Annotated in this window: 11 protein-coding genes; 7 read left to right on the top strand and 4 right to left on the bottom strand. The window is 70.4% G+C overall.

From position 1 onward, the window contains the following. Window positions 1-259: 259 nt before the first annotated feature. The gene (locus CFB89_RS29940; RefSeq protein ID WP_089471115.1) at window positions 260-532 is read right to left on the bottom strand and encodes a ubiquitin carboxyl-terminal hydrolase 14; all 273 of its coding nucleotides are present in this window, start codon (window positions 530-532) and stop codon (window positions 260-262) included. A gap of 226 nt (window positions 533-758) precedes the next feature. On the opposite strand from CFB89_RS29940, the gene CFB89_RS29945 reads away from it, so the two are divergent. Next, the gene (locus CFB89_RS29945; RefSeq protein ID WP_089471116.1) at window positions 759-2,030 is read left to right on the top strand and encodes an NAD(P)/FAD-dependent oxidoreductase; all 1,272 of its coding nucleotides are present in this window, start codon (window positions 759-761) and stop codon (window positions 2,028-2,030) included. Between the two features lie 27 nt (window positions 2,031-2,057). Here the strand turns inward: CFB89_RS29945 and CFB89_RS29950 are convergent, their stop codons facing one another. Together CFB89_RS29950 and CFB89_RS29955 are read right to left on the bottom strand one after the other, a co-directional pair. After that, window positions 2,058-3,506 carry an efflux transporter outer membrane subunit gene (locus CFB89_RS29950; protein ID WP_089471117.1) on the bottom strand — a complete coding sequence of 483 codons (1,449 nt, stop codon included), beginning with the start codon at window positions 3,504-3,506 and terminating at the stop codon, window positions 2,058-2,060. After that, window positions 3,503-4,531, bottom strand: a complete 1,029-nt coding sequence (locus tag CFB89_RS29955; protein ID WP_089471118.1) for an HlyD family secretion protein — start codon at window positions 4,529-4,531, stop codon at window positions 3,503-3,505. The genes CFB89_RS29950 and CFB89_RS29955 overlap by 4 nt, the downstream gene beginning before the upstream one ends. 83 nt (window positions 4,532-4,614) lie before the next feature. Between CFB89_RS29955 and CFB89_RS29960 the strand changes: the two genes are divergently transcribed. After that, a complete protein-coding gene (locus tag CFB89_RS29960) occupies window positions 4,615-6,195 on the top strand; it encodes an MFS transporter (RefSeq protein WP_089471679.1) in 1,581 nt (526 codons plus the stop codon). 100 nt (window positions 6,196-6,295) lie between these two features. Here CFB89_RS29960 and CFB89_RS29965 read toward each other — a convergent pair whose 3' ends face one another. Beyond that, on the bottom strand, window positions 6,296-7,117 hold the full coding sequence (locus CFB89_RS29965; RefSeq protein WP_256979803.1) for an alpha/beta fold hydrolase: 822 nt from the start codon (window positions 7,115-7,117) through the stop codon (window positions 6,296-6,298). On the opposite strand from CFB89_RS29965, the gene CFB89_RS35575 reads away from it, so the two are divergent. From CFB89_RS35575 to CFB89_RS29985, 5 genes are all read left to right on the top strand, one after another. Next, entirely contained in the window at window positions 7,098-7,517 is a 420-nt protein-coding gene (locus tag CFB89_RS35575) for a hypothetical protein (protein WP_256979804.1), read from the top strand. The two genes, CFB89_RS29965 and CFB89_RS35575, sit on opposite strands and share 20 nt — an antisense overlap. Window positions 7,518-7,642: 125 nt before the next feature. Further along, window positions 7,643-8,074: a DUF3331 domain-containing protein gene (locus tag CFB89_RS29970; RefSeq protein WP_089471120.1), complete on the top strand. Its 432-nt coding sequence runs from the start codon at window positions 7,643-7,645 to the stop codon at window positions 8,072-8,074. A 64-nt stretch (window positions 8,075-8,138) separates the two neighbouring features. Then, window positions 8,139-8,960 carry an alpha/beta fold hydrolase gene (locus CFB89_RS29975; RefSeq protein ID WP_089471121.1) on the top strand — a complete coding sequence of 274 codons (822 nt, stop codon included), beginning with the start codon at window positions 8,139-8,141 and terminating at the stop codon, window positions 8,958-8,960. Window positions 8,961-9,396: 436 nt separating this feature from the next. Further along, window positions 9,397-11,208 (top strand): winged helix-turn-helix domain-containing protein, encoded by a 1,812-nt coding sequence (locus tag CFB89_RS29980; RefSeq protein WP_089471122.1) that lies wholly within the window; start codon window positions 9,397-9,399, stop codon window positions 11,206-11,208. A 230-nt stretch (window positions 11,209-11,438) separates the two neighbouring features. Beyond that, window positions 11,439-11,858: a DoxX family protein gene (locus CFB89_RS29985; protein ID WP_089471123.1), complete on the top strand. Its 420-nt coding sequence runs from the start codon at window positions 11,439-11,441 to the stop codon at window positions 11,856-11,858. Window positions 11,859-11,873 lie beyond the last annotated feature (15 nt).

Consider the following 11,873-nt stretch of genomic DNA (forward strand, 5'->3'; position numbering starts at 1 on the left):
TCGGCCGCGCGGTGTCGTCCGATGCGGCCGCGAGCGTGTTGCCGAGCGGCGGTGATTGGCGGCGGGGATCATGTTTTTACTCCAGCAGTCGATAACGGGCGCAGGCGCCGTTCTGCGCGGCAGCTCATGAACGGCAGTCTACGCAGAGGCCGCGACCCTTGCCTGAAACGGCGCTGAAACGTTCTGAACGGTGTCCGGCGCCGGATCGGCCGGGGGCCGATCCCGGGCGCGCCGTGTCGCGGCGGCCCCGCGCGTCGCGTCACGAGGGCATCTCGCCAGCGACGACTTCGTCCGCGTAGCACCAGATCCAGCGCTCGCCGGGCTCGATCGAGCGGACGAGCCGGTGACCGGTTTCGCGGAAATGCCGGCTCGCGTGGCGATTCGGCGACGAGTCGCAGCAGCCGACGTGCCCGCAGATCAGGCACATCCGCAAATGCACCCAGCGGCTGCCCGATTTGACGCATTCCTCACAGTAGTCCTTGTCCGTGTCGAACACGCGTGCTTCGTCGAGATGCGTACAGGCGTTGGCCATCTTGCGCTCCGATGCCGGCGCGGGAGCGACGCTTGCGGCGTGGCCGGCACGCGGCCGCAAGCGGAAGGGATACGCGGCATTGTGCAGCGTCGCGTCGCGGCCCGACCTTAATTGTCATGAAGCGGCCCGCGCGGCGCGCACCGGCGGCGTACAGTCGCGAATGCGTCCGGCCACGCCGCGGCATCGGCCGGACCGCATTCGACATCGACTTCATCGGGAGGCGCTCATGGATCAACCGCAACACGTGCGAATCGTCGGCCTGCCGCGCAGCAGGGATGCGTACGCGATCCGCGATTTCCTGCAGCGGCGCATGATCGCGTACGACTGGTGCGAGCTGACATCCGACGCCGATTGTGCACAGATGCTCGGCATCGCGCCGCTGCGCGACGTCCGGCTGCCGGTCGTGATCTTTCCGGACGGCTCGCGCCTGTACCAGCCGACGCTGGCCGAGATCGCCGCGCGGCTCGGCTGGGTCGCGCGCCCGCGCTTCGTCGAATACGACGTATCGATCTACGGCGCGGGGCCGGCCGGGCTGTCGGCGGCGGTCTACGCGGCGTCCGAAGGGCTGCGCGCGGTCGTGATCGAGCGCGGCGCGATCGGCGGGCAGGCCGGCACGAGTTCGCTGATCGAGAACTACATGGGCTTCCCCGACGGCATCCCGGGCGCGGAGCTCGCGGAACGCGCGCGCGAGCAGGCGGTGAAGTTCGGCGTCGAGCTGCTGACGATGCGCGAGGGCGTGCATGCGACGTTCGTCGACGGCAAGATCCGCGTCGAGCTCGCCGACGGGTCGATCCTGGTCGCGCGCGCGAACATCTGCGCGACCGGCATCGAATATCGCAGCCTCGGGCTGCCCGAGGAGCCGGCGTTTCTCAATGCGGGGCTGTTCTACGGCGCCGGGTCGAGCGAAGCGCCGATGTGCGCGGGCGAGCAGGTGTTCATCGTCGGCGGCGGCAATTCGGCCGGCCAGGCCGCGATGAATTTCGCGCGGCATGCGCGCCAGGTGACGATGCTCGTGCGCGGGGCGTCGCTCGCCGACACGCTGTCGCGCTACCTGATCGACCGGATCGAGCGCACGCCGAACATCGAGGTCCGCTACCGGTCGAGCGTCGCCGCGCTGCACGGCGACGGCTGGCTCGACGCGATCGAGCTTCGCTCGGCGGACGGCACGCTCGAACGGCTGCCGGCCACGCGCCTGTTCGTGTGCATCGGCGGCGCGCCGAATACCGACTGGGCGAAGGACACCGACATCATTCGCAATCCGGACGGTTATCTCGTGACCGGCGGCGACCTGTACGACTGTCCGGCGTTCGAGCGCGTATGGCCGCTCGAGCGCCGGCCGTACCACCTCGAAACCAGCGTGCCGGGATCGTTCGCGGCCGGCGACGTGCGATCGGGATCGGTCAAGCGCGTCGCGTCGGCGGTCGGCGAAGGCGCGATGGCCGTGACCTTCGTGCACCGGTTTCTCGGCGAGGATGCGCATCGGCTCGCGCTCGCGTGACGCGCTCGCGCGGGCCGTTCGATCCATTCATCGCGCGTCGGCCTGCGTCGTGTCGCGCAGCCCGTCCCGCCACCCATCCCGGCCCGCGCGCGCCGGCGGCGTCCACCCGCCGCCCAACGCGCGCACGAGGCTCACCGTCGCGACGGCCAGCGCCTGCCGGCTGTGAATCAGTTGGCGCCGCGCATTCAGCGCATCGCGATCGGCGTCGATCACTTCCAGGTAGCTGACGTAGCCGTGCGCGTAACGGCTCAGCGACAGCCGCGCCGCGGCGTCCGTCGCGTGCGCCGCGCGGTCGTAGCGCACGATCCGCTCCTTTTGCGCGGCGATGTCGTTGAGCGCATCCTGCACGTCGCGCAACGCAGCGATCGCGGTCGCGCGATAGTTGGCGTCGGCGACGTTCGTGCCGGCTCGCGCGGCGGCCACCGCGGCGTCGCGCTTGCCGCCGTCGAACAGCGTCAGCGCGACGTTCGCGCCGAGACTCCACAGCGAGCTGTTGCGGTCGAGAAGCGACCGCAGGTCGCGGGTGGCGAAACCGCCGTCGGCGGTCAGCGTCAGCGTCGGCAGCCACGCGGTGCGGGCGATGCCCAGCTCGAGCGACGCCGCGTCGGCCCGCCGGGCCGCCGCGAATACGTCCGGGCGTTGGGCGAGCAGCGCGGACGGCAGCCCGGCCGGCACCTCCGGCACCTGCACGGGCACGGCGGCCGTGCCGACGTCGAACGCGGTCGGCGACACGCCGGTCAGCACCGCGATGGCGTCGACGAGGTTCTCGCGCAGCCGGCGGCTCTCCGCGAGATCGGCATGCGCGGTATCGAGATCGGCCGACGCGCGCAGCCCGTCGAGATCGCTCGCCGCGCCGGCCCGCACGCGGGCGGCGATCACGTCGAGCGCGGTGCGCCGCAACCCGATCGCGCGCGTGAGCGTCACGAGATCGTCGTCGACGTAGCGCAGCGTCAGGTAGTCGACGGCCACTTCGGTCGCTACCCGCAGACGCAGCGCATCGCGGTCGGCCGCCGCCTGCAGCACGTTCTGTTCGCCGACGTCGGCATCGCCGCGCAAGCGGCCCCATAGATCGACTTCGTAGCTCGCGGCGACGGGCACCGACCAGTTGTGCATCGTGCGCTTCGGCAGCGCGTTGTCGATCGTGCCGGATACGCGCGAGCGGCTGAACGACGGGTCGACGCGCACCGTCGGCGCCAGCGCGGCCTCGCGCACGCCGAGCAGCGCCTGCGCCTGATCGACGCGCGCGGCCGCCGCGCGGATATCGAGGTTGTGCGCGAGCGCGGCGTCGACGAGGCGGCCGAGCTGCGGGTCGCCGAACCAGGCGGGCCATGCCGCGAGCGACGGCGCATGCGCATCGGCCGACGGATCGGCATGACGGAACCCGTCGCGCCCGACCGGCACGGGCGCGAGCGGCTGCGGCGCGATCGAGCAGGCGGCCAGCAGGCTCGCGGCGAGCAGGGCGAAGGCGCGCTTCATTGCGCTGCGCCGCCGGGTTGCAGCGTGACGACGACCGACAGCCCGGGCCGGATGCGCGGCTCCGTCGCGGCCGGGCCGTCGAGCAGGATCTTCACGGGCACGCGCTGCGTGACCTTCGTGAAGTTGCCGGTCGCGTTGTCGGGCGGCAGCAGCGCGAACTGCGCGCCGGTCGCGGGCGACAGGCTGTCGATGTGGCCGCTGAACGCGCGCTCCGGCAGCGCATCGAAGCGCAGTTGCACGGCGTCGCCGGCGCGCACGTGCCGCAACTGCGTCTCGCGGAAATTGGCGACGATCCACGGATGCGGCTCGACCAGCGTGAGCAGCGCCTGGCCGGGCGCGACATGCTCGCCGGTCTCCACGGTCTTCTTGCCGACGTAGCCGTCCGACGGCGCGACGACCGCCGTGTAGCCGAGCTGCAGCAGCGCGTCGCGCAACTCGGCATCGTTCTGGCTCGACGCGGCGTCGGCGGCCTGGGCGGCGGCGATGGCGCTGCGCCGTTGCGCGTCGGCCGCCGCGACCCGCGCGCGGGCGGACTTGCGGGCGGCATCGGCCGCGTCGAACTCCTGCTTCGACAGGCCGCGCGGCGTCTCGCGGGTCAGTTCGCGGGCCCGCGCGTAATCGAGTTCGGCCTTTTCGGCATCGGCGTGCGCCGACACGAGCGCCGCGTCCGCCTGTTCGATCAGCGCGTGGGCGCGGCTCGCATCGGCATGCGCCTGGGCGACGCGTGCGCGTTGCGCGGCGACACGCACGTCGAAGTCGCGCCGGTCGATCTGCACGAGCGCGTCGCCTGCGTGCACGAACTGGTTGTCGTCGACGAGCACGCGTTCGACCGTGCCGGAAACGCGCGGCGAGATCACGTGCAGGTGGCCGGTCACGTACGCGTCGTCGGTGCCGCGATCGCGTGCGTCGAACTCGTACACGAGCAATGCGGCGAGCAGCAGCGCGATCGCGGCGATCGCGACGATGGCCGGCTTGCGGGAACGCGCGGGCACGGCGGGCGACGGCGCGGGGGAGGGTGGGGTCATGATCGGTAAACTCCGTCGTACGGGCAGGATTCGACGCACCGCGTTATGCTTGCGCCAGCTTGACAGGCGGGAGCCGCTCGACGATGAACACGACGTTCGCCACCGGCAGTGCCATGCCGGCGCCGGCCGCAAGGCCGGCCTCCGACATTCCGACGTTTCGGTCGATCGCCGCGATCGCGGCCGTGCTGCTCGGCGCGATCATCGCGACGCTGACGTCGCGCATCACGTCGCTCGGGCTGGCCGACGTGCGCGGCGCGCTGGGCATCGGCTTCGACGAAGGCGCGTGGATCAACACCGCGTTTACCGCGTCGCAGATGTTCGTCGGGCCGCTCGCGATCGCGGCGGCCTTCATGTTCGGCACGCGCCGCGTGCTGGTCGTGGGCGCCGTGGTGTTTCTCGGCGCGGAAACCGTGCTGCCGCTCTGCACGCAATTCGGCGCGTTCATCGTGTGCCAGGCGATCGCGGGGCTCGCGTCCGGCGTGTTCGTGCCGCTGACGGTCGGCTTCGTCGTGCGCACGCTGCCGCCGCGGCTGATTCCGTTCGGCATCGCCGCGTATGCGATGAATCTGGAGATGTCGCTGAACCTGTCGGCCACGCTCGAAGGCTGGTACAGCGAACACCTGAGCTGGCGCTGGCTGTTCTGGCAGAACGCGGCGCTGACCGTGCCGTTCATCGCGTGCCTGATGCTGTCGCTCGCCGACGAGCCGATCAAGCGCTTCGCGTCCGGCATCGACGCGCGCGGGATGCTGCTCGGCGCGGGCGGGTTCGCGTGCCTGTGCGTCGCGCTCGACCAGGGCGAGCGGCTGTTCTGGCTGCAGTCGCCGCTGATCGTCGCGCTGCTCGTCGCCGGCATCCTGATGATCGCCGCATTCCTGATCCACGAACTCGCGTCGCCGCGCGCGGGCATCGATCTCGGTTACCTCGCGCGGCCCAACGTCGCGCTGCTGATCGTGCTCGTCGGCCTCGTGCGCTTCACCGTGCTCAACACGAGCTTCATCCCGTCGCTGTTCCTCGCCAGCACGTACGGCCTGCGCCCGCTGCAGATCGGCGACACGCTGCGCTGGATCGCGATCCCGCAACTGCTGTTCGCGCCGTGTGTCGCGCTGTTGCTGCAGCGGGTCGACCCGCGCCGGCTGATCGTCGCCGGCTTCGCGATGGTGGCGATCGCGTTCGCGCTTGGCTCGCGGCTCACGCCGGTGTGGGCCGAACCCGATTTCATTCCGTCGCAATTGCTGCAGGCGCTCGGCCAGACGATGGCGCTCACGTCGGTCATCGTTTTCTTCGGCCGGCACGTGACGGCCGAGCATGCGCTCACGTTCGGCGCGGTCGTGCAGACGACACGCCTGCTGAGCGGGCAGCTCGGCACGACGTCGATCGCGGTGATTCAGCGGATCAGGGAGGCTACCCATTCGAATCTCGTCGGTCTGCATGTGTCGCTGTCGGATCCGGAAACGCTCGAACGGCTGCGGGCGGGCGCGGCGTCGCTGGTCGCGCATGGCGCCACGTTCGCGACGGGCGACCAGGCGGCCTATGCGCTCATCGACCGCGCGGTGCGCGTGCAGGCCACGACGCTCGCGCTGGCCGACAACTTCCGCGTGGCGATGGCGTTCGCGCTCGCCGGCGCGCTGCTCGGCATCCTGCTGCGCCCGGTGCGGGCGCCGTGAGCGCCGCACCGGACGATCTGAAATTTCCTGAAAAATCCTGAATGGCGCGTGTGCGGCGTCCGTCGCGGCGGCATGCGCGCCGCCGCGACGGACGGTGCGCTTACGCCTGCAGGAACGCGAGCAACTCGGCGTTGATGCGATCGGCGCTCACGACGCACATCCCGTGCGAGCCGCCCTCGATCACCTTCAACACCGCGTGCTTGACGATCTTCGACGACAGGCGGGCCGAATCGTCGATCGGCACGATCTGGTCGTCGTCGCCGTGCAGCACGAGCGTCGGCACGTCGAACTTCTTCAGGTCGTCGGTGTAGTCGACTTCCGAGAACTCCTTCACGCACAGGTACTGGCCGTGGATGCCGCCCATCATCCCCTGCGACCAGAACGCGTCGATCGTGCCCTGCGACACCTTCGCGTTCGGGCGATTGAAGCCGAAGAACGGCACGGCGAGATCCTTGTAGAACTGCGAACGGTTCTCCGCGACGTTCTTGCGGATGCCGTCGAACACGTCCATCGGCAGGCCGCCCGGATTGGTCGGCGACTTCACCATCTGCGGCGGCACCGCGCCGATCAGCACGGCCTTCGCCACGCGCTTCGTGCCGTGGCGACCGATATAGCGCGCGACTTCGCCGCCGCCGGTGGAGTGGCCGACGAGCGTGGCTTCGCGCACGTCGAGCGCGTCGAGCAGCGCGGCGAGATCGTCCGCGTACGTGTTCATGTCGTTGCCGCGCGACGGCTGGCTCGAACGGCCGTGGCCGCGGCGGTCGTGCGCGATCACGCGATAGCCGCGCTGCACGAGGAACAGCATCTGCGCATCCCACGCGTCCGCGCACAGCGGCCAGCCGTGCGAGAACACGACCGGGCGGCCGCTACCCCAGTCCTTGAAGTAGATCTGCGTGCCGTCCTTGGTGGTGATCGTGTTCATCGTCTGCGTTCCTGCATGGGCTGAAGAGGGGCTGGGGGACGGCGTGCCGGCGGCGGCCGCCATCGCGGGCAGCGCGGCTGCGGCAACGGCCGTCGCGCCGGCGAGCAGCATGTCGCGGCGGCGGGCCGACGCAACGGCATCGGTCTGTTCGGGGTGCATCTGGACTCCTGAGGTATGCGGCGGCGAGGCCGCCCGGGACGGTGGTTCGATGGCGGCCGGCCGCGGCCATCCCGCCCGGCAGCCGTCCGGCGTGCGCCGCCGCGCGTCGACTGGCGCGCGCGGACGAACGAAAGCCGTCGGGAGCGTATCCCGGCGCAGCGCGCGCCGTACTGAAATCCGGCTGAATTTTCTTGAACGCCGCGGCGGCGCGCGCGGATTTGCCGCGCTGCAGAAAAATTAAGCGCGGGACCGGGACTCTTCAGCGCACGGCGGCTATCGTCAACATCGGGTCACCGGCACACGTTGCGCGCCACGCGCACGGGCCCGCGGGCCCGCTCCGCCCGTCACCTGCCTGGATATGCCGCCATGGACGCCTTCAATCGCTGGGAGCACATGATCACGTCGCTCGGACCGTTGCCCGTCGCGGGCGTCCGGCTGCTGCCGATGCCGCGCACGCGGGAGACGGACGGCTCGCGTCGCCCGCATCGCGACGAGGCGCCGATGCCGTCGAGCGGCGACGTGCGCCGCCGCAGCGCGATCGTCGCCGTCGAGCGGCAGACCGATTCGTCGATGCTGGTGTCGTGGAGCGATCCGACGCGCTGCCGCTACGACGAACAACGCTGGATCTGCGCGAAGGCGCGCAGGCTGGCGCGCTGCGCGCTCACCGGGCAGCCGATCCGGATCGGCGACGCGATCTACAAACCGCAGTGGCGCGGCGAGAAACGCCCCGCGAATTGCCGCGAGATGGTGCTCGCGACGGCGCTCGAACAGTTCGTCGCGCGGCCGTCGCGGGCATGACGCGCCGCGCCGCACGCGTCGGCCGCGTTCGCGGCCGCGGCGTCCCGATGCGAAAGGAACCCTCATGAGCACATTCGCCACCCGCGACGGCGTGTCGATTCACTACAAGGACTGGGGCAGCGGCCGCCCGGTCGTGTTCGTCCACGGCTGGCCGCTGAACGCCGACATGTGGGACGTGCAGATGCATCATCTCGCGTCGCACGGCCTGCGCTGCATCGCGTACGACCGGCGCGGCTTCGGGCGGTCCGGTCAACCGTGGAGCGGATACGACTACGACACGCTCGCCGACGATCTCGCCACGCTGCTCGAGACGCTCGACCTGCACGACGTGACGCTCGTCGGCTTTTCGATGGGCGGCGGCGAGGTGGCGCGCTACATTGGCCGGCACGGCACGCGCCGCATCGCGAAGGCGGTGCTGATCGGCTCGGTGACGCCGCTCGTCGCGCGCCGCGACGATCATCCGGAGGGCGTGGACGTCGCGGTATTCGACGGCATTCGCGCGGGCATCGTGGCCGATCGCGCGGCGTTTTTCGACGGCTTCTGGCCGCTCTTTACCGGTTCGAACCGCGACGGCTCGACGGTGTCGCGCGCGGCGCTCGGCTGGACGTCGTTCATGGCGCTGCAGGGCGGGCTGAAGGGCACGCTCGATTGCGTCCGCGCGTTTTCCGAAACCGATTTCCGTGCCGATCTGCAACGATTCGACGTACCGACGCGGGTGATTCATGGCGACGACGACCAGACGGCGCCGCTCGCGCTGACCGGCGCCGCCACGGCGAAACGCGTGCCGCATGCGACGCTGAGCGTCTACGAAGGCGGCCCGCACGCGCTCTACCTGACGCACGCGGCCAGGCTGAACGACGAGCTGCTGGCGTTCGCGCGGGCCTGAGCCCGCGATGCCGGCCGGCGGCGGTGCGAGGCCGCGGGCGCGCGCCCGCGCCGCGCGGTGAATCGCGCCGCAAACGCGGGCAAACGAGCCGGCGGATAGTCGGCCGGCGCAATAGAGGCGCCTGAAAATAAACCGGCCGGTCAATCAAAACGAAAATGCGCGCATGGCGCCAATCGAAAAACGTTTCGTCTGATATAACGACGTCGTATTCATCGGCGCATCCACGATTTGCACATGAAACGTGCACGGCCTTGTCGCCTTTCGGTGAGGGGTTCAAAGCAGCGTTTCGCGGCGGCGTTTTTCGTCATTTCAAAAAAATCGTGCCATTCATTCTGATAATTTGAATCATTCGGCCATGCAAATACCGTAGCATTGACACCGAACCGGCCCCCGATTTCAGTGGGGCGCCGTTGAATGTCACCCTCAAGAAATTCTCATGATCCGGATTGGAACACTTCACGTTTTTCTCGACAGACGTGAAATTCGTTCGAACGGCAAGCTGCTGCGCATCGGCAGCCGCGCATTCGAAATTCTCGAGCTGTTGATTCGGGCGAACGGTGCGCTGGTATCGAAAGACGACATCATGCAGCGCGTATGGCCGCACACCGTGGTCGAGGAAAACAACCTGCAGGTGCACATCGCTTCGCTGCGCAAGGCGCTGGCCGGCGACCGGAACCTGATCGTGACGGTGCCCGGCCGCGGCTACCGGCTGGTCGTCGGGCAGGACGACGGCGACGCGCCCGTGCGGCCCGCGACGTGGCGGCCGTCCGCTGCGCCGAGTGCGTTGTTCGGCCGCGAACAGACGGTCGCCGACGTGCTGGCCGCGCTGCAGGGCGCGCGCGTCGTGACGCTGGTCGGCGCGGGCGGCATCGGCAAGACGCGGGTCGCGATCGAAGCGGCGGCGCGCGCCGACGCCCGCTTTCCGGAAGGCAGCGTATTCGTTTCGCTCGCCACCGTCGCGTGTCCGCGCTTCGTGCCGGACGCGCTCGCCGGCGCGTTCGGCATCACGCAGCCGATCGGGTCGCTGACGCTCGAAGCGGTGCTCGCCAGCGTCGCGCGTCGCCGGATGCTGCTCGTGCTCGACAATTGCGAGCACCTGCTCGACGCCGCCGCGCAGATCGCGAGCGCGCTCACCGATGCGGACGACGGGCTGTGCGTGCTCGCGACGAGCCGGGAATCGCTGCGCATCCACGGCGAGCGCGTGTGCCCGGTGCCGCCGCTCGACGTGCCCGACGAAGGGGCCGGCGAACACGAGGCGATGCGCGCGAGCGCGGTGCAGTTGTTCGCGGCGCGTGCGCGCGCGGCCGATCCGCGTTTTCCGCTCGATGCACGCAGCGTGGCGTTGATGGCGTCGGTCTGCCGCCGCCTCGACGGCCTGCCGCTCGCGATCGAGCTGGCCGCGGCCCGCGCCGCCGTGCTGGGCATCGACGTGCTGGCCGCCCATCTCGACGATCACTTTCGGCTGCTGACCGGCGGTTTTCGCACCGCGTTGCCGCGCCATCAGACGCTGCAGGCGATGTACGACTGGAGCTACCGGTTGCTCGGGGAGGCCGAGCGCCTGCTGCTGCGATGGCTCGGCGTGTTTCGCGACGGCTTCTCGATCGAGGCCGTGCGCGAGGTCGTCGGCGCCAACGGGCTGGCCGGCGCCGACCTGCTCGATACGATCGCCGGCCTCGTGTCGAAGTCGCTGCTGATCCTCGAGACCGCGCACGGCGCGCCGCGCTACCGGCTGCTGACGACCACGCGGGCCTACGCGCAACAGCAGCTCGACAGTCACGGCGAGGCGGCGGCCGCCGCGCGCGCGCATGCGACCTACTTCCTCGCGTTGTTCCGGCGCGCGGCCCACGATGGCGACGAGTCGCGCAGCGAGGCCGGCAGCACGACCCGGCTCGATGCGGTCCGGCGCGAGCTCGGCAATCTGCGTGCCGCGCTCGACTGGGCGTTTTCGGCGCAGGGCGACGCGGCGCTCGGCATCGCGCTCGCGGCCGTCGCGGTGCCTTGCCTGTTCGACCTGTCGCTCGTCGACGAATGCCGCGAGCGGGCGCGCGTCGCGCTCGATGCGATGCGCGACGCGGACGCAGGCGCGGCGCCCGTGTCCGACGATGCGCGTGTGCGGCTGCTGGCCGCGTATGCGGCCGCGCTCGCGCATACGGCAGGCTCGACGCAGGCCGCGCACGATGCGTGGTCGGAAGTGCACGGGCTCGGGCTCGATGCGGCCGAGGCCGAGCTGCCGTCGCGCGAGTCGTGACGCCGGGTTCGTCGCGCGTCTCGATGTTTCAGAACGATTCAGCCCCGTTACAGGACGGCGGCAGGCCGCGCGCGTAGATTGCGTGAACGGAGGGCGCCGGCACCCCGTCGGCACGCGTGCGAGCCGACCCCGTGCGCCCGCCGGCATCGCGCGACATCCCTGAACGCCGGCGCGGCGAAACGCCCGGCGTGCACGTCGTCGCGCGTCCCGCTCAATCGACGAACCTCCGCATGAAACCTGACCCGTCCGACCTTTCCCGTCGCGCGACCGATTTCGGCCTGCTGTTCCTGCGTGTCGCCGCCAGCGTGCTGCTGCTCGTGGTGCACGGCTTGCCGAAGGTCGTCCATTACACGGCCGAAGCCGCGGCCATCGAGGATCCGTTCCATCTCGGCCGCACGCTGTCGATCCTGTTCGCGATCTTCGCGGAGGTCGTGTGCCCGATCTTCATGATCGTCGGTCTGTTCCCGAGGCTGGCGGCGCTGCCGGTGATGATCGTCACGCTCGTCGCGCTGGTGTTCGTCCACCCCGACTGGCCGCTGCGCGACGCGCAGTTCGCGTGGATGTTGCTGATCCTGTTCGGCACGATCGCGATCGCGGGCCCCGGCCGCTATGTGTTGCCGTTGCCGGGCGTCGTGCGTCGGCGTAGCTAGCCGCAACCGGCGCGT

This window comes from Burkholderia sp. AU16741, from assembly GCF_002223345.1.
In the GTDB taxonomy this organism is placed as follows: domain Bacteria; phylum Pseudomonadota; class Gammaproteobacteria; order Burkholderiales; family Burkholderiaceae; genus Burkholderia; species Burkholderia sola.

Excerpts from the sequence above, each read along its gene's own strand:
- CFB89_RS29970 (WP_089471120.1), top strand. The coding sequence starts at position 7,643 with ATGGACGCCTTCAATCGCTGGGAGCACATGATCACGTCGCTCGGACCG.
- CFB89_RS29975 (WP_089471121.1), top strand. The coding sequence starts at position 8,139 with ATGAGCACATTCGCCACCCGCGACGGCGTGTCGATTCACTACAAGGAC.
- CFB89_RS29965 (WP_256979803.1), bottom strand. The coding sequence starts at position 7,117 with ATGAACACGATCACCACCAAGGACGGCACGCAGATCTACTTCAAGGAC.
- CFB89_RS29945 (WP_089471116.1), top strand. The coding sequence starts at position 759 with ATGGATCAACCGCAACACGTGCGAATCGTCGGCCTGCCGCGCAGCAGG.
- CFB89_RS29980 (WP_089471122.1), top strand. The coding sequence starts at position 9,397 with ATGATCCGGATTGGAACACTTCACGTTTTTCTCGACAGACGTGAAATT.
- CFB89_RS29960 (WP_089471679.1), top strand. The coding sequence starts at position 4,615 with ATGAACACGACGTTCGCCACCGGCAGTGCCATGCCGGCGCCGGCCGCA.
- CFB89_RS29955 (WP_089471118.1), bottom strand. The coding sequence starts at position 4,531 with ATGACCCCACCCTCCCCCGCGCCGTCGCCCGCCGTGCCCGCGCGTTCC.
- CFB89_RS29985 (WP_089471123.1), top strand. The coding sequence starts at position 11,439 with ATGAAACCTGACCCGTCCGACCTTTCCCGTCGCGCGACCGATTTCGGC.
- CFB89_RS29950 (WP_089471117.1), bottom strand. The coding sequence starts at position 3,506 with ATGAAGCGCGCCTTCGCCCTGCTCGCCGCGAGCCTGCTGGCCGCCTGC.
- CFB89_RS29940 (WP_089471115.1), bottom strand. The coding sequence starts at position 532 with ATGGCCAACGCCTGTACGCATCTCGACGAAGCACGCGTGTTCGACACG.